Raw genomic sequence first — 17,946 nt, forward strand, 5'->3', positions numbered from 1 at the left:
CCAAGAGCGGTTCCTGTTTCCTACTTGTTTTCCACCGCAGCCGCGGACCCAGCATAGATATCCACGTTTACCTTGTCCACGATCGCCGTGCCAGTATCTATAAATACCGGATACGGAGAAAAGGAATCGACACTGTAGTTGTTGTGGAACGGCTTCGGCAGGTAGTGGTGGATCTCATCCAGCGCCTTCAGACCGACATATCCCATCGTGTAGGGCTTCTGCGAGATGGTGGCTTCGATACTCCCATCTTTGATCAGATTGAGCGTGTCCGAGTCCACGTCCATCGCGATGACCGCGCGGTCGGTGACGCCCTTGCGCTTCAACACCTCGGCAATGCTCTTTCCGGCCGACGACTCCAGGCAGACGAACGCGTCGATCTTGTCCGCACCGCTCTTCGCGGCATACTGTTCCGTCTGGTCAAAGGATGCGGCCGGATCGCCCTTGGTGTCGAAGACGTCCACGATCTTGATCCCTGGATGGTCGGCCAGCATGTCCTTATAGCCCTTCAGTCGCTCTTCAAGGTTGGGCTGGCCTTTGATGGTATAGAAGACCACGTTCCCTTTCCCGTTCAGCTTTTGCACCAGCCGTTCCCCACCCAGATGGCCTGCGGAGAGATTGTTTGTCCCGATAAAGTACAACCTGTTGCTGGTCGGCGCGTCTGAGTCAACCGTGATGACCGGAATCCCCGCCTCGATCGCCGAGTTAATCTCGGGCCGCATAAGATTCGCATCCGCAACCGAGATCAGTATCCCCGAGGGCCGGGAGTTGACCGCCCGAGTAAAGGAGTCAAGCTCCGCCTGTGGATCGAAGTTGTCCGGCCCCACCAGACGCGCCGTAACGTCATACTCCGCCGCGGCCTTTTGAAAGCCCTCGTTCAGGACCTTCCAGTAAGGCAGCTTCAGATTATTTGAAACGAGATAGTAGGTCTCATTTTTCTTGGAATGATATTGGCACCCGGTGAATCCCAGTGACCCGATAGAGACTGCCACAATGAGTAATTTCAATCCGACGTTCTTCATTTCACTCTCCGCGTTCTTTCTTTTGTCTCCATCGCACGCCCCACGCTAACTTACGGGAGGCTGGAGGAGCGTTCCCTCAAGACGGGCAGAATAATACGCTCTTCGCTGAATTCATGGCGACCATTTCTACTCGATGAGTAACGGTGTCATAAGTAGCTGCAGCACCTGCCAGAAAAACGTCCTCTCGCCCGGAGCCAGGGACAGCTTTACCGTCCGCCGCGCAGTGGAGAGCCCCCGCATTTCGTTTTCATCTTTGAAATGCTGCGCCTCACACCTGCCGCAGCTTCTCCAGCCGGGACTCGCACTCCTCGACACCCGCTTCGATTCGGAGCGAACCATACAGATTCCTCGCCTCCTGCCAGAACTCTCTGGCACGGTCGAACCCACCCGCTATTTCGTTCAGCAGCGCGTACGGCCTCACAGTATTGGCAAGATCAAGCAGCTTCGTATTCAGGTTGCTCCGATAAATCTCGAGAGCCTCTTCATAGAGAGGCTTCGCCTCATCGAGATTCGCTTCCTCCAGATAGGTATCGGCGATATGACGGATGGTATGCGCGTACGCGAGTTCATCGTTTTCTTCTCGACACACTCTCGCCGCCGCGGAATAGTGTTCCCGCGCGGCAGAGAGATTCTTCTCCTTGCGGGCCTGGCGACCCAGGGAGAGGGCTTCGGCAACAACCACCATGATGCAGTCAGAGTACACCCGGCCCGCGAAGACCTCGGTTCGTCCTGCTATTCTTCGTCTTCCTCGTCGAGCAATGGACTATCCTCGACCGCGACATCCGCGGTCGCCCCCTTCTGCCCATCCCGGTCCAGCAGGATCTGAATCTTCCCTTCCGCCGCGTCCAGTTCCACCTTGCACGCCGCGGAGAGGGCCACACCCTGCTCAAACAGCTTCACCGAGTCTTCGAGCGACAGATCGCCGCGCTCCAGGCGCTCCACCACCGTCTCCAGTGCGGTCAGATTCTCTTCAAACTTCGCCATCTCAATCCCCTCGAATCCTTACGCCATCTCGCCATCGGAGAAGCCCAGTACCTGCGCCGCTGCCGTGTATTTCCCGAACGGCGCACTCACCTGAACTCCCTGCACCTGTCCACGAACCTCGGCCAGCATCTCGCGTGCAATCGCGATGCCCTCTGCCCGCGCCGCCTCCGGTGACACAGTCGCAGCCATCCTCGCCATGATCTCCTCCGGCATGCTCACCTTCAGGTCGTTCTTCATAAACTCTGCGTTCTTCAGGCTGGTGAGCGGCCATATTCCCGCAATCACCGGAATCCGGAACTGTTCGATCTTCTTGAGAAACTCTTCCAGCAATCGCAGGTCGAAGACCGGTTGCGTGATCGCGAACTCCGCCCCAGCCTGAACCTTGAACGCGAACCTGCGAACCTCGTTGTCGATGTCAGCAACTCCCGGATTCGCCGCCACCGAGATCGTAAAGCCGGTCGACCCGCCGATCGAGTTCTGCCCAATATCCAGCCCGTGGTTCAGCTTCTTCACAATCTTCACCAGCCCAATCGCGTCCACGTCGAACACCGCCGTCGCGTCCGGATAGTTCCCCAGCTTCGGAGGATCGCCGGTCAGGCAAAGAATATTCTTCAGACCAATCGAAGAAGCTCCGATCAGGTCGCTCTGGATGCTCAGGATATTGCGATCGCGGCAGGTATAGTGCAGCACCGTCTCGATCCCGACATGCTGCTGAATCTGCACGCACAGACTCTGCGCACTCATGCGTGCGCTGGCCCTGGGCGAGTCCGGCACGTTGATCGCATCCACTCCCAGCCGATGCAGCAATGCCGCGCCCTCAAGCTCCTTCGAGCAGTCAATCCCCTTTGGAGGTACGATCTCGACGAGTGTCACGAAGTCCCCTGCGGCAATCATCGAACCAATCTTCGATCTCTCGCCGAGTGCCGGAGGGTGAACCTTGTTCTCCAGAGCCTCGGCCGCCACCGGCGCAGCCGCAACCTGCACGGCAGTCTCCTGCGCCTCCAGCGCCCGCAGCGCCGCCCGCATCGCGCGGATATGCGCAGGCGTCGTCCCACAGCACCCCCCGATAAACGTCACACCCGCCTTCACGAACTTGCGCGCAAAACTCGCCAGGTACTCCGGCGAAGTCAGATAGATGTTCCGGCCTTCGACCGATCGCGGCATCCCCGCATTCGGCATGGCTGCAAGCGGCAAGGTCGTCACCGCCCGCATGCGCTCGATCGCGTTCAGCACCACCGCCGGCCCAGAGCTGCAATTGCATCCAAGCGCATCCACACCCCACTCGGTCAGCTTTATGGCCGCATCTTCCGCCGTCTTTCCATCAAGACAGTTCCCTGCCTCGTCGACCGTCACCATCACGATCAAAGGAAGATTCGGGGCAACCGCCTGGGCGGCCTTAACAGCCTGCTCCGTCTCCGCCAGCGAAACCATCGTCTCAACGATCAACAGGTCCGGCCCCACGCCCGGAGCTTCCTCTGTCAGCGCGGCGACCTGCTCGCGGAAAGCCTCGAACGCCTCTTCCGCCGTGAGCTTTCCTTCTGGCGCAAGACGAACTCCAAGCGGCCCAAGCGCTCCCGCCACCAAAGCCTCCGAAGCCTGCTTCTCGCGAATCTGGTTCACGCTCTCGCGCGCCAGCCGAACCCCGGCAAGATTCACCTCGCGAACCTTGTCGGCCAGCCCATACCGTTCCAGGCGAACGACATTCGCTCCAAACGTATTGGTCTCGATGATCCGCGCACCAGCCTGGAGGTACTCCATATGAATGCCCCGGACCAGGTCCGGCTGTGAGACATTCAACTCGTCGTAGCAACGGTTGATGAACACCCCGCCGCCATAAAACATCGTGCCCATCGCGCCATCGCACAGCACTGCACCAAGTTCCTGGTAGTCGGAGGTCCCATTTGCGTCCAACTCTGGATGCCCGTGGCCCCCTCGGGCAAACGCAACCAGGCGGCTAAGCTCTTTTCGTCTTTCCATGAGATTCCATCCTAAGCCACTTTGAAGATTGACTCCCGGCAGACGCGGCGACACACTCGCAAGCCGTCCCGGAATGGTGGCCGTCCTTTGGTATACTCAGGGCAATCGGTTAGTTGCGTCTGTCCTGCAATGGAAGGTTGGAGTTTGTCCAAGTTGAAGAATCAAAGCATCTCGCTTCGCCCGCGGTTTATCCGGTCTCTCCATCTCACGCGCTCAACTGCATTTTGCGCTGTTCTCCTCGCTGTGGCGACGTTCGGCCTTACCTCGTGCAAGGTGTACTACAAGGTTCCCGCGAACACCTTCGGCGGACGCCCCGTCCCCCCGAGCAAGCTGTTTGAACGGGTACTCGTGGGCGCGACGGTTAACGGCTCGCAGGGCTTCCTTCAAATCCTCGACGGCCTGCGCGACCTCCGCGGCACCATCCAGAACATCAACCAAACCTTCCCCGTCTCCGGCTACAGTGGCGGATATCCGTCCCAGATCTACAACTTCCCGGAACAGAGCAAGGGCCTCGTCTACTCCAGTTCTGACGGCTCGCTCATCAACATCAACTACGGCACTGAAGCTGCCTCTGGCTCCGCGGCCAGCTCCGCTATCTCCAGCGCCATCGCCGTCTCGGCAGACTTCACCCGCATCTTCCAGGCGGAAGAGCAGGCGGGACTTCTCGTTGTGAACGACGCCAGCGTCGGCGGTGCCTACGCCCTGAATATCCCCAACGTCTTCCAGATCGTGATCAACCAGGGCGACACGGTTGCCCTGGCCATGGTCCGGAACTCCGACGTTCTCTACCGCATCTTCAAGCTGAACCTGAACCAGTACCCGACCGCGCAAGCTGCCATCGCGGTCACAGGATCTGTCGATTGCCAGCCGCTTCTGCTGCCGGTCTACTGCGCGGTCGCGGTTCCGGGCAACTTCGATCGCCCCTCAGGAGCGTACTTCTCTCTGGACGGATCGAAGGTCTACATCCTCAACTCTGGCCCCGAAGCCGGCGGCACCACCGCTAGCATCAGCATCATGCCGCAGAGTGGTCTCGTCAACACGGTCATCCCCACCGCACCCCCGACCGTCTCTCCGGTCATCGCTACGGTTCCCGTTCCGGGAGGCGTCACCGAGGCCATCTCAGACGGTTCCACGCTCTATCTGGCGGGACAATCGCAAAACGTCATCGGCACCAACGGGCAACCGACCGGCACAGCGAATCCGAATGGCCTCTTCGCCGGCTATCTCTCGACCATGAGCCTGGCGACCAACCAGATCACGGCCGCCTACTCGATCTCCGACGGCAACCATAATCAGTTCCTCTTCGCGGATGACAACACGCTATGGATCGGCTCCCAGCAGTGCGCCAACGGCGTTCGTCAAAGCCTTTTCGCCGCAGGCAACACCACCCAGGCCGCCAACTACAACTGCCTGACCCGCTTCGACCTGAACGCGCACACTCCTTTTATTGTACCGGCTGTGACAAATGGATCGGTCCAGGTCGGATACCCCAACACGAATGCCGATCTCTACTACTACGGCAGTCTCACCGGCATCTGCTGGATCCAGAACTACCACAAGGTCTACACCGCCTATGGCGGCCAGATTCACGCCTTCAACACGGTCGACGGATCTGAGATTAACAACACCAATATCACCATCCAGGGCACTGTCCTCAGCGTGGCTTACATGGACGCTCTGACCAACGAAGCAAACTAGTTCCAGCGAAGTGCAGCAAAGGGCAGCGAAAGGCAGCGAGAACAAAATCATTCTCCGCTTTAGCTGCCCTTTCGCTGTTTCAACCTGCCTTTAGCTGCGCCTCGCTGTCTTACACTGTCTTAATGGACATTCTCGCCATAGCGGCCCACCGCGACGATGTGGAGCAGACCTGCGGCGGCACCCTCCTGGCGATGCAGGCAAAGGGCTGGAAGACCGCCATCCTCGATCTGACCCGCGGCGAATCCGGCACCCGCGGAACCGCTGCCGAACGCGAAGCCGAAGCCAACGAAGCCGCCCGCATCCTGAACGTATCCCACCGCGAAGCTCTCGACCTGCCCGACGGCAACGTACAGAACACGCTGGAAAATCGCATTAAAATCGCCGAGGTCCTGCGCCGATTGCGTCCCCGGGTAGTGATCCTTCCCTACTGGGAGGGCCGTCACCCCGACCACTACACGGCCGCAACTCTCGGCTACGAGGCCTGTTTCGTAAGCGGCCTCGCCAAGCTCGATATCCCGGGAGACGCGAAGCCGCATCGTCCCTACAAGATCCTCTATGCCAGTCTCTACGCAGATGTCCGGCCCACGTTTGCCGTCGACATCACGCCGTTCATCGAGCAGCGCTTCCAATCTCTGATGGCCTACCGCTCCCAGTATGCCAACCGCCCCGAAGGCGGCAGCCTCTTCGTCCCCGAGGAAGAGATTCGTGAACGCACCTTCGCCATGGCCCGCCACTGCGGCCTGTTAGCCGGTGTCCGCTACGCCGAACCCTTCGTCCAGAAAGAGATCGGCCTGGTCGACGACCTGATGAAGCTACCCGTCGCCTCAATCTGACGTAGTCACCCAAAGACCAGTGCGCAAGATACATCACCTTGATCGGAGCCGTGGCGGGCGCGCCAAAAAAATGAGTCATCTCGACCAGAGCGAAGCGGAGTGGAGAGTCCGCATTTCGCCCTCATCTTCGCCACAAACGTCTTAGTTCACTCACCCCTTCGCCACCGGCTCCGGCTCTGTTACAACATCAACCTCTGGTTCCACCGCGATCGGCTCTTTCTCCACATCGGCCTCTTCAATCTTCACACCCGAGAGAATAGCCAGAATCTTCGTAAGATCATATCCAGCCTCTGCCGCAGCCGCATTCACCGCTGCAATAAACTCTTCAACATCCTTAATCGCCTCGGCCCTTGCACTTCCCTCCAGCCCCGCCGCCACGATCAGCTCCGGAACCTGAAGCCACCAGGCAAGCTCCTCGAAGCATTCTTTGTTGACATACGTGACGCCGCCCGATTCGGTCAGGCACGCCAACCAGCGAAGATCTCCATCCGCCCAAAGCTTCTCTTGCGCGAGCTTCGCGGAAGTGGTCACCTCAGGGTTCGCCAACAGGATTCGGACCCGCGCAGCCACCCTCCAAGCACTCTCCCGATCAATCCCCAGCGAACTGAAGATCTCCGCCAGCGCCGACCTCAAGTGCAGCATGTCGAAAAGCTCGACAGCATTCACTGAGTCAATAGCAGTCCCCACCAGCCGATCGATCAGCAGCCAAGCCAGCACCGGCGCGAACCTCTGCGTTGGAGACCACGTACCGGGCACAGCAATCGCTGAAGGCAGCACTCTCTTCGCGGACTCCGGCCACGGCGTAGTGAACTCCGCTTCGACCTGCGTAAGCTGGCCACAGGCGTTCACCAGTTCAGCAAACTCTCCACTCGAGGAAACCTTCGCGTCGATAGCCGTCGGCTCCGCCAGGTTCGCCTGCTCAAAGAACGAATCCGCCCGCGCACAGAACTCCGCAAACCGAGCTTCGCACTCCGCATCGACAACTTCGGCATGAGGAAGCGCCACCGGCATCGCCTCGGCCTCAGCAGCGACCTCGGCAGCCAGGCTGATCCGCTCCGCTCCAACCAGCGAGCTCTCCTCAGCAAATGCGTTCCCATAGACAGCGAGCGCATCCGCCTCAGCCACGATCTCTTCGATCAGATCGTCCGTCTCATCCTCAGCTGCCTCGACTGGCAAGGTCACCACCGCTTCCTCGGCCACGACATCCTCTGCGGCAATCGGTTCAAGGAACGCCGCAATCACCTCAGGCTCCAGCGCATGCCTCAACGCCTGGTGCAGCGGCCGCAGCCGCAACTCCGCCAACGCAACGTCAAGGCTGTACACCCCGGTGCCCCCCAGCACCGAGCACAACTGCTCCCACGGCTGATCTTCCGTCGACCGCAACTCCCGCCAATCGATCAGCACCGCATACTGATACCCACGCAGCCCAATCGTGAACCCGCTCTGGTCGAAGTCTGTTGACCGACAGATATATTCAAGCCGGTTCGCTGTGTCGTGCCAACCAAAATAGAGGTCACCCTCCGACGCGAGATGGAGCGCCTGACTCAATGTCCTCTGCCGCAGGTTCCCGGTGTACTTGTCCATGTCGGAGACCGAGAGATGCACCGTTCCATGCGTGCTGCTGAACGAGTTGTTGTACAGAATCAGCGCCCGCTCTTTACCCGAGCCACCATAGCCCGTCCCGCCATGCTCGACCATGTTGGAGTACGCGAAGACGTTTTCGTTCACATCTCCCGGCCCAGCCCAGAAGTCGTACATCACGAAGTTATGGCTCTCCGCAAAGAGCTGCCGGTTCTTCAAAAGCGGAGCGATCTCGCGCATGTGCCGCGCCACCAGGTCATCGTTCGGCCACTCGTCAAACCGCGCCTGCTTGTACTCCATGCCGTACTTCTCGGTGAACGCCTCGATCTGCCCGTGCCCAATCATCGGCAGCCCCGGGATCGTAGCCAGCATCGTGCAGGTTCCGAAGTACTTGTCCCCTGTTCCAAACTGAGCAATCGCCGTCTTCTCATCCGGATTGCTCATGAAGTTCACGTACCGCTTCAGGATGTCCGGATCGAACTCGATCGTCTTCTTCAGATAGGACCGATACTTCGCATTCTCCTCGTCGCGCAGCATGTTCATGAAAGCGCTGTTGTAGACGCGATGCATGCCCAGCGTCCTCACGAAGTAACCCTCCAGCAGCCAGAACGCCTCTGCCAGCAGCAGCGTTCCTGGAACCTCCACCGCCACGCGGTCCACCACCTCGCGCCAGAACTCGTTCGGCATCATCGCATCGAACTCAGCCTGAGAGATGGCGGATTCCGCCCGCGACGGGATCGATCCGCCAATCTCCGGCAGCGGGAACCACAGCCGCTGCACATGCTTCTTCGCCAGCGTCATCGCCGCGTCGAACCGGATGATCGGGAACAGCCGCGCCACCTGCAGGATCGTCTGGATCACGTGCTCACGAACATAGGCCTTCGAGTAGTCCAGTTGCGCGGTGTCGTTCCACGCAAAGGTCGTCCCATCGTTGCCGTGGTAGACGAATCGCGTGTCGCCGTTGGACCGTTCCCGGAGGCGGAACACGACCGCCGCATCACTCTGGTCGAAGTAATGATCCTCAATCTTGATCTCAAACCGCGCCTCTGCCGAGAGGTCCGGCCCCTCAAAGCTGTACACCGGAAACGGGCTGTCGTGCCGCGAAAGAAACCACTCCGGATGCTCCATCACCCACGTCGAATCGATGCCCATGTGATTGGGCACCATGTCCGATGCCAGCCGGATCCCATATCGTCCCGCAAGATCGCGCAGCCGCTCATAGGCATACGTCCCTCCCAGATCCTCCGCGATCCGATAGTCCTTCAGCGAATACGCCGAGGCCACCGCATCATGCTGACCCATCAGCCGCTTGATTGTCTGCGAAGCCGTGCTCCGCTCCCACAGCCCGATCAGCCACAGCGCATTGATCCCCCGCTCCGCCAGCACCCCAAGCTCTTCGCCCGGAATTTGGTCCAGCCGATGGATATGCCGCTGATACTTCTTCGAGAGCTGCTCCAGCCAAACGTAGGTGCTCTTCGCGATCATCACCACCGTAGGCATCCACGCCTGGTCCGGGCTGAACGCCTCGTACTCATTCAACGGCGGAGGCAGCTCCTTCGGCCCAGATCGCGCCCCATCGGCCCCAATCGTCGCCCCGTCCCCAAACCCGACAAACTCGTCGCCGAGAAATCCCTCCTGCACCCACTTCCCGTCGCTGTCCCGGTATTGTCCACCCCGCACCGGGTGGAACATCGTCCAGATGGCGATCTCTTCTTCCTTCAGCACGCTGACAGCGATCAGCGTCCGGCGCAGCGTCTCGCTGAACTCCGGGCCAAGCTGCTCCGCCCAGTTGTCGCGCATGTACGCCAACTGCCCGCTCAACGAGTCGGGCGATGCCAGTACAGGCGCGATCAGCGCTTCGAACAGCGTCTCCCTGCCGTTCATCTTTGGCCTGGTCGCGAAGTACTCAGGCAGCGAAGCCGTCGCTTCCTTATAAATCGTTTTCTGCTCGAGTTGGCTGTCGTCGAACAACTCTTTGAACGGCATAAACGCGGGATTCCGGTTCGCCAGCCACAGCATCAACAGTTCTTCAACCGCAGCCTCACGGTTCGGAAAATCCGATGCCGTTCCCGCGACCGCTGCCGGAGTCGTACCGGCTAGCCACTGCGAAGAAGTCTGCTCTCCGCGATAGACAGAGACGCTTGGAAACTCATCGCTGAACTCCAGCAACAGCTTCCTGACATGCGGGGCGTCCTTTATCGACTCAAGCCATCTCAACGCCTGCGACAGCAACTCCGGATCCAGCGACTCGCGATACTTCGCCACCATCGCATGGTTCAACTCATCGATCAGGCCCATCGCGAACAGCGCCGCCGCGTGCAGCACCGGCCCGTCCTCGCCGCTCGCCGTTCGAGCCTCATTGAACTTCTTCGCGAACTCCCGGCACGCTGCGAGATTTCCAAACACAACGTTGCCCGCGAAGTTGAACAGGACATCCTCGACGCCGGTCTTCAATCTGACGGCCCGCGAAACGTGAAATTCCATGCCTGACGCCCCTCTTCTTCGCTTCTATTTATCCCTGCAGTTAGCTCGTGGGCCGCTACTGAATCACACCGCTCCCGCCCGGCAACACGTCGTCACCGGCAGATGCCTTGGTACGAATATAGGCCTACGAGGTTGGAAGGCCAATCTTGCCTTTCGGATGCTTGGCGAATTCTATCCAACATCTTTCGTAAATGTCAGTTCACACAGAAAAGCCCCGCTACGAGGAAATCTCGTCGCGGGGCTTCGGATGATGCAGGCGCAACTCTAGCCGGAGCTTGCGTCCTAAAACTTGACGTAAAAGCCAATGCCTGGCTCGAGTGTAAACGTCTGCTGGTTGATCGTGAGGTAGTTCTGGCCGAAGTCAGGCGACTTGTAAAACGTCTGCCGAAGCTGTGCCCGGACCCCGAAGAAGCGCGTCAGTTGATCTTCTGCGCCTACGCTGTAGTAGTACGTCGCCCGCGCCTGTTCAGGAAGGCCCTGGCCGCCCAGCGGAGTCGGTTTGAAGGCCGTCGCACCCGCACCCACCGAGGCAAATGGCTGAACTCCCAGCAGGCTGGGAAGATGAGCCACATAACCCAGGCTGTACTCCGACGCATTCGTCTGAACCCCGAACGGCGTGCTGATCCCGGAGGGCTGTGAGAAAGGAGAACCCGAGAAGTTCTCTGTAAAACGGGTGTAACTATAGTTGAACTCTGCCCCGAGCAGCGGCGACTTCGTATACCGCACCGTCACCAGAGCTCCAACCGTCGTGCTGGCGTTTAGTGTCACCGGCTGATCGATGTAATTGTTCCCCGATACGCCCTTGGTGATCGCCCCGATGCCGCTCACAGCTACATCGACCCGGTCGAGCTGCCGTGCAAGCGCTGTGGTCTGCGAAGATGCGGTAGAAAAACTGGCAAGCACGGTAAGACCGAGCACACCCCCGTAAAACGAACGAAGCAATTTCAACATCTCGAAGAGACTCCTTGGAAGCAACTTGCGCCTGATTTAGTTTACGTTACAAATCTTGGCAGAAGACCACCGCAACTTGCCGGCGGCTTTTCCGTCTATAGTTCCAGCCGGACCAATTCTGCTTTCAAAATCGTTCCGCGCCTCGCGTCCAGACCCTATGCCCGCAGTCTCCAGCTTTCTCTTCAAATTCGCGCCCGGACTAACGGCCTTCCCCTCCACGCATCCATCCGAGGTAGGCGATTGCCTTCAGTAACCGTTCAGGCCTCTTCCACTCTGGAGATCGAAGAGATTGCAGTCGCGGCCCTGCCGCACGACTCAGTAAGCCCTGCCCGGCTCAGCCCCCTAAGCGCAGGATTCCAAAGCTCGGGAACCATCCTCGCTCTCACCCTCCTCGCGATCCTCATCGACGGCTACCATCCCTATAGCGAAGACGCCGGAATCTACGTCGCCAGCCTCAAGCAACTTGCCTCGTCCGGCATGTACCCGGCCAGCGGCGCGTTCATCGCTCCTTACGTGCGCCTCTCGCTCTTTTCACACTTTGGAGCGTGGCTGCTCCGAATGCTGCACCTCCCGCTCGAGGCCGTTCTCTTCCAGATCCACATCGCCACGGTCTTTCTGCTCCTTTGCGGCAGCTACGGGATCGCCAAACGATGCTTCCGGGACCGCTCTGCAACATGGGCCGGAACGCTGCTCGTCGCTCTCTGCCTCTGCGTCCCCGTCGCAGGGACGTCTCTCTCGATCGCCGACCCCTATCTCACCGGAAGGTCCTTCTCCACGCCGTTCACTCTCTTCGCCGTCTGCGCCGCTTTCGACAAGAGCTTCTGGCGAACCTGCGTCTTCCTTCTGCTGGCCGTAACCTTCCATCCTCTTATGGGAGCGTATGCCATCGGTTTCGTGCTCGCTCTTTGGACGATAGACCGCCGCTCATGGCTCGGAGCTATTGCCGTAGCCGCGGGCAGCCTGCTGGGTGCCGCGCTCCTCCATTTCTCCAGTCCCTCCGCCTCGGAATCACCTGCTCACCTCGCCGCTGTCGCCACCCGCACCTACTTCTTCCTCTCTGAATGGCGCTGGTACGAACTGCTTGGGATCGTCGCGCCGCTCGCTCTGCTTTCGTCCTATGCGTTCTGGCAGAACCGGCGAGGCCGCACCGCAGGTGCAAAGCTTGCGAACACCTGCGTCGTCCTGGGCCTGATCTCCGTCTGTGTGTCGGCCTTGTTCTGTCATCCTTCGTCACACTCTCAGACCATCTCGCCCCTGCAACCTCTACGCCCCTTCCTCTTTATCTACCTGGCACTCTTCGTATTTCTCGGCGGACTTCTCGGGGAGTTCTTCCTCAAGAGCATCCTTTGGCGATGGACAGCGTTGACGGTCGTCCTGGGCGCCTGCCTCGGCTATGTCCAGCACAACGTCTACCCCGATTCTCCCCAGGTTGAGTTCCCCGGGGTCGCCACGCACAATCCGTGGCATCAAGCCTTCAACTGGATCCGTGCCAACACCCCAGCGAACGCCGTCTTCGCGCTTGACGCCAACTACATCGACGCCCCAGCCGAAGACTCCCTCGGCTTCCGCGCCGTGGCAGAGCGCGACTCCCTCGCCGATCGCTCCAAAGACGGAGGCGCCGCCGCAGTCTTTCCCCAGCTCGCCGACCGCTGGCTCACCGAACAGGCCGCCACCACCAATCTCAACCAGATCAGCGACGCAGAGAGGCTCCGCCGTCTCGCACCGTTCAAAGCCTCATGGATCGTCCTCAACCATGACGCCCAAACATCTTTTCTCTGCCCGTTCACAAATGAAGCCGTCAAGGTCTGCCAGCTGCGATAACTCTGAGCCATACGCCATCCCTGGAGCATCTAGAATGGTGACACCACATGGCCGCCGACAAGCAAACAGACAAGCAGAAAGCAGAAAAACCAGCGAAGCGCGAGGGTGACGACGAGATCGTCGGCAAAGTCTACGACGGCCGGCTGATGCGCCGCCTTCTCACCTATCTAGCTCCCTACAAAATTCAGACCGCGCTCTCCGCCCTCGCCATCCTCCTCAAAGCTGCAACCGACGTCCTCGGCCCCTTTCTCACCAAGGTCGCCGTCGACACCTACATGTCGCACACGCCCGGTGAAAAGATCTCCTGGCTCGGCCGCCACCTCAGCCCCAAGCCGATGACCGGCATCACCCAGATCGCCGCCCTGTACCTGAGCGCACTTGGGATCAGCTTCATCCTCGAGTTCTTTCAGACCTACCTCATGCAGTGGACCGGCCAGAAGATCATGTTCGATCTCCGCAGCCAGATCTTCCGCCACATCCAGCGCATGTCGCCCTCGTTCTTCGACCGCAACCCGGTGGGCAAGCTCGTCACCCGCGTCACCTCCGACGTCGACGCCCTGAACGAGATGTTCACCTCCGGCGTCCTCGCCATCTTTGAAGACGTCTTCGTCCTGCTCTTCATCGTCATCATCATGCTGCGCATGAGTTGGCCGCTGGCCCTGCTCACCCTCGCCGTCATCCCCGGCATCCTCTTCCTGACCAGCGTCTTTCGTAAGTCTGTTCGCGAGAGCTACCGCCGAATTCGCAAGAACATCGCCAAGATCAACGCCTTTACCCAGGAGCACGTCAGCGGCATGAGCATCGTGCAGCTCTTCAACCGCGAGCCCCGCGCTTACAACGAATTCGTCGACGTAAACAAGCAGCACATGGCCGCCTGGACCGACGCCATCTTCGCCTACGCCTGGTACTACCCGGCCGTCGAACTCCTCAGCTCCACCGCCATCGCCCTGGTCATCTGGCGCGGAGGCTACTCGGTCCTCCACGGTGCCGTCACTCTCGGCATCTTGATCGCCTTCATGCAGTACGCCCAGCGATTCTTCCGGCCCATTCAGGACCTCAGCGACAAGTTCAACATCCTGCAAGCCGCCATGGCCGCCGCCGAGCGCGTCTTCCAGCTCCTCGACTCAGAACCCGAAATCCTCTCGCCAGAAAAGCCCATCAAGGGAGATGGATCGGGCCGCATTGAGTTCAAAAACGTCTGGTTCACCTACCAGCAGCTAGACGAAGCCCAGAAGTCACGAATCGCCACGGCAACCGAAGCCGAACTCCGCACCTTCGCCGACATCGAATGGATTCTCTCCGGCGTCAGCTTCATCGTTGACCCCGGCGAGACCGCCGCCATCGTAGGCCACACCGGCGCCGGCAAAACAACCATCACCGCGCTGATGATGCGTTTCTACGACGTGCAATTCGGCCAAGTCCTCATCGACGGCGTGGACGTCCGATGTCACGACCTCAAGCTCCTCCGCCAGCGCTTCGGCGTCGTCCTACAGGATCCGTTCCTCTTCACCGGCAACATCTCCGACAACATCCGCCTGGGTTCGACCTGGATCACCGATCAGGCCCTCGAAAAAGCCTGCGACGAGGTCAACGTAGGCGACTTTATCCGCAGCCTCCCAAAACAATTCCAGGAACCCGTCACCGAACGCGGCAGCACCCTCTCCACCGGCCAGAAGCAGCTCATCAGCTTCGCCCGCGCCCTCGCCCACGCTCCCGGCATCCTCATCCTCGACGAAGCCACCAGCTCCGTCGACACCGAGACCGAGATGCGCGTCCGCCTCGCCCTCAGCCGCATGATCACCGGCCGAACCAGCATCCTGATCGCCCACCGGCTCTCCACCATTCAGTCGGCGGATACCATTCTAGTCATGCACAAGGGAACCCTCCGCGAGCGCGGCACCCACCAGCAGCTCCTTACCGAACGCGGCTTGTACTACAAGCTCTACCAGCTCCAGTACCGCGACCAAGAAGCCATCGCCTCAGAAGCCCCGCAGGCCCTACCCGCCTAGAACGCCGGCTTCGCCTCAGAATTGCCGTCATTCTGAGGCGAAGCCGAAGAACCCCCGCATTCCGTTGGTTGCTGCACAGAGTCCCGCCCCGCCCACCTCTGGAATCGAACCGCCGCAACTCAACCAACCGTGTGTAAAATCTCGCGTGTACTCTATAGCTCTAACTCGCGTTGCATGAAAGAAGGAGAGAATCAATGTCGAAGCTGACCCCAGGAAAACTTGCCGGACTTAAGGCCGTCTCAAACGGACACGGCGTGATCGCAGCCGCAGCCATGGATCAGCGCGGCTCTCTGCAGAAGTCCATCGCTAAGGACCGCGGCGGCGAAGCCACCGGACAGGATCTCGAAGAGTTCAAGATCCAGGTCACCGAAGTCCTCACCCGCTACGCCTCGGCCATCCTGCTCGACCCCGAATACGGCCTCCCTGCAGCAAAGAAGCGCAACGGCAAGGGCCTGCTCCTCGCCTACGAGAAGACCGGATACGACGCCAACACCGCCGGTCGCCTTCCTGACCTCCTCGACGTCTGGAGCGTTCGCCGCCTGAAGGAAGCTGGCGCGGACTGCATCAAGATCCTCCTCTACTACACCCCGTTCGAGAAGTCCTCGATCAACGACCTCAAGCAGGCATGGATCGAGCGCATCGGCGACGAGTGCCTCGCGCACGACATCCCCTTCTTCCTCGAGTTCGTCGGCTACGACGTCTCCGGCGTCGGCGAAAAGTCCCTTGCGTACGCCAAGCTGAAGCCGTCCGTCGTCTCCGGCTGCATGGCCGAGTTCGGCAAGGCCCGCTATAACGTCGATGTCCTCAAGGTCGAAGTTCCTATCGAGATGACCCACGTCGCTGGCACCCGCGCCTTCAAGGGCGAACAGGCCTACACCCGCGCCGAAGCGCTCCAGCACTTCCGCGACGCCGAGAGCACCACACATAAACCCTTCATCTACCTCTCGGCCGGAGTCACCAACCCCATCTTCATCGAGACCCTCGAGCTTGCGGGCGAGTCCGGCACCAAGTTCAACGGCGTCCTCTGCGGCCGCGCCACCTGGTACGACGGCATCGAGATCTACGCGAAGAAGGGCTCCGAAGCCTTCCGCGAGTGGCTGGAAACCACCGGCGTTGAAAACATCCAGAACGTCAACATGGCCCTCCAAGCCGCCAGCCCCTGGTACCTGAAGTACGGCGCAAGCAGCCTCGCCGAACTGGGCTAGTCACTTACCGCCACCTCACGATCAAGACAACACCGCGGCTATTGAGGGCCGCGGTGTTGTTTTTGGGCCGCGTTCGCGCTAGGACCGCGCCTTCTTCACAAACGAGATCGTCAACACCACCGTGTGCGTCTGCAGAATCTTCTGCAACTCGGGCCTCGCCACAAGCCCCTGAAACGCCTTATTCGATGCCAGTTTCTGCAACGCCGTGCCGATAGGTTCAGAGTTATAGAACTGCCCCGGCGCAAGCTTCCACACCTTATCGAACTCCGCCTGCTGATCCGCCGACAGCCCCGGCGTCTTTATGCTCGCGACCTTATATTGCTCTCCGGGCATTGCCTCAAAGACATAAGCAATCTCGTGCTTCGCCTCATCCTTCTTGCCTTGTGACGATACCTTGGCATCGAGGTAGCCGACTGCCTGGAATCGCGCCGCCTCAGCGTTCTCCGTCCTCATCAGCACCATTCGCGAAGCCAGATCGCCGCTCTTCAACTGCGAGGCCTCAGCAAACGTTGACTTCGACACAATCTGCGACTCAGGCCACTCCATCTTCGACACATGGTAGGTAGATCCCTCATGAGCAGCAGTGGTCAACGAGACACGAATCGCAGGTTGTCCCAAATCCGGCGTTCCACGCACCGGCGGGTCGACAGCGATGTCGAGGTAGCCCAGATCGAGATAGGCGTTTTGAACGTTCTGCCGAAGCGAAGGCCCACTGCTATAAGCGTCGTAATCCTGCCCGGTGAAGCGCTTCTTCACGTCTGCGATGCTTGCCGCCGCACCAGCCGAAACCTGATCGACTCGCACCTCTCCGACCTCGACCAGCGGATCGTCGATCGCGAAGAGCGTTCCCCCAACCTTGCCTCCAAGGTTCGCGGAGTTGACCGAGCTCACCGAAGCCTTCACCGACTTACTGGCCAGAATCTCAGTCAGCGCGCTGGCCACGCCGTCCTTCATCGTCCCGGTTACAGGGACCTGACCGTTGAAGAGTGGGATGCGACCATGCACCAGCGCATTCAGTTCTTCATCGCTCCACCAGACAAAGTTCTTATAGCGCGCCTGTAGCAGTTGGTCACCAGCTACAGGAGTCAGCATGAAAGTCAGCGCCTGATCGTTCACGGTGTAGCGCATATCGCTAAACAGCCCTGTATCGACCAGCTTCTGCATCGCAGCTTCGACCTCTTCCGTCGTCACCAGCTTGCCTGGAGTCAGCCCAGTCACCGTCGTCAGGTCGGCCGCTTTGTACTGGTCTGCACCAGTGAAAACAAGCTTTTTGGGAGCATAAGTAGCCGCCATCAGTTGCACGGCAGATACCAATAGAAGGGCGACAGGAAGAGCTCGACGGAGGCGCATTGCCTTAGAGCCTATCATCGGCTTCGCACCAACC

The 17,946-nt window shown here is 59.8% G+C and carries 12 protein-coding genes; 5 read left to right on the forward strand and 7 right to left on the reverse strand.

Going from position 1 to position 17,946, the window contains the following annotated elements:
* Positions 1 to 20: 20 nt before the first annotated feature.
* From OHL18_RS21560 to OHL18_RS21575, 4 genes are all read right to left on the reverse strand, one after another.
* Positions 21 to 1,019 carry a substrate-binding domain-containing protein gene (locus OHL18_RS21560; protein ID WP_263376951.1) on the reverse strand — a complete coding sequence of 333 codons (999 nt, stop codon included), beginning with the start codon at positions 1,017 to 1,019 and terminating at the stop codon, positions 21 to 23.
* Positions 1,020 to 1,287: 268 nt separating this feature from the next.
* Positions 1,288 to 1,704, reverse strand: a complete 417-nt coding sequence (locus tag OHL18_RS21565) for a tetratricopeptide repeat protein (RefSeq protein ID WP_263376952.1) — start codon at positions 1,702 to 1,704, stop codon at positions 1,288 to 1,290.
* A gap of 47 nt (positions 1,705 to 1,751) precedes the next feature.
* The gene (locus OHL18_RS21570; protein WP_263376953.1) at positions 1,752 to 2,003 is read right to left on the reverse strand and encodes an exodeoxyribonuclease VII small subunit; all 252 of its coding nucleotides are present in this window, start codon (positions 2,001 to 2,003) and stop codon (positions 1,752 to 1,754) included.
* A gap of 18 nt (positions 2,004 to 2,021) precedes the next feature.
* On the reverse strand, positions 2,022 to 3,980 hold the full coding sequence (locus tag OHL18_RS21575) for a bifunctional homocysteine S-methyltransferase/methylenetetrahydrofolate reductase (RefSeq protein WP_263376954.1): 1,959 nt from the start codon (positions 3,978 to 3,980) through the stop codon (positions 2,022 to 2,024).
* A gap of 144 nt (positions 3,981 to 4,124) precedes the next feature.
* Here OHL18_RS21575 and OHL18_RS21580 point away from each other — a divergent pair, with 144 nt between their 5' ends.
* Together OHL18_RS21580 and bshB1 are read left to right on the forward strand one after the other, a co-directional pair.
* Positions 4,125 to 5,678, forward strand: coding sequence for a hypothetical protein (locus tag OHL18_RS21580; RefSeq protein ID WP_263376955.1), 1,554 nt, complete (start codon positions 4,125 to 4,127; stop codon positions 5,676 to 5,678).
* 122 nt (positions 5,679 to 5,800) lie between these two features.
* Positions 5,801 to 6,511 carry a bacillithiol biosynthesis deacetylase BshB1 gene (gene bshB1 / locus OHL18_RS21585; RefSeq protein WP_263376956.1) on the forward strand — a complete coding sequence of 237 codons (711 nt, stop codon included), beginning with the start codon at positions 5,801 to 5,803 and terminating at the stop codon, positions 6,509 to 6,511.
* A 150-nt stretch (positions 6,512 to 6,661) separates the two neighbouring features.
* Here bshB1 and OHL18_RS21590 read toward each other — a convergent pair whose 3' ends face one another.
* Both OHL18_RS21590 and OHL18_RS21595 read right to left on the reverse strand, forming a co-directional pair.
* The gene (locus tag OHL18_RS21590) at positions 6,662 to 10,576 is read right to left on the reverse strand and encodes an alpha-amylase family protein (RefSeq protein ID WP_263376957.1); all 3,915 of its coding nucleotides are present in this window, start codon (positions 10,574 to 10,576) and stop codon (positions 6,662 to 6,664) included.
* 282 nt (positions 10,577 to 10,858) lie between these two features.
* Positions 10,859 to 11,527, reverse strand: a complete 669-nt coding sequence (locus tag OHL18_RS21595) for an outer membrane beta-barrel protein (RefSeq protein WP_263376958.1) — start codon at positions 11,525 to 11,527, stop codon at positions 10,859 to 10,861.
* A gap of 240 nt (positions 11,528 to 11,767) precedes the next feature.
* Between OHL18_RS21595 and OHL18_RS21600 the strand changes: the two genes are divergently transcribed.
* The 3 genes from OHL18_RS21600 (at position 11,768) to OHL18_RS21610 (ending at position 16,562) form a co-directional block, all read left to right on the forward strand.
* Positions 11,768 to 13,348, forward strand: a complete 1,581-nt coding sequence (locus OHL18_RS21600; protein WP_263376959.1) for a hypothetical protein — start codon at positions 11,768 to 11,770, stop codon at positions 13,346 to 13,348.
* 47 nt (positions 13,349 to 13,395) lie between these two features.
* Positions 13,396 to 15,357 carry an ABC transporter ATP-binding protein gene (locus tag OHL18_RS21605; protein WP_263376960.1) on the forward strand — a complete coding sequence of 654 codons (1,962 nt, stop codon included), beginning with the start codon at positions 13,396 to 13,398 and terminating at the stop codon, positions 15,355 to 15,357.
* A gap of 194 nt (positions 15,358 to 15,551) precedes the next feature.
* Positions 15,552 to 16,562 carry a tagatose 1,6-diphosphate aldolase gene (locus OHL18_RS21610; protein WP_263376961.1) on the forward strand — a complete coding sequence of 337 codons (1,011 nt, stop codon included), beginning with the start codon at positions 15,552 to 15,554 and terminating at the stop codon, positions 16,560 to 16,562.
* Between the two features lie 78 nt (positions 16,563 to 16,640).
* Here the strand turns inward: OHL18_RS21610 and OHL18_RS21615 are convergent, their stop codons facing one another.
* Complete coding sequence (locus OHL18_RS21615; protein ID WP_263376962.1) at positions 16,641 to 17,912, reverse strand: BamA/TamA family outer membrane protein; 1,272 nt, start codon at positions 17,910 to 17,912, stop codon at positions 16,641 to 16,643.
* Positions 17,913 to 17,946 lie beyond the last annotated feature (34 nt).

Source organism: Granulicella aggregans (assembly GCF_025685565.1).
Taxonomy (GTDB): domain Bacteria; phylum Acidobacteriota; class Terriglobia; order Terriglobales; family Acidobacteriaceae; genus Edaphobacter; species Edaphobacter aggregans_B.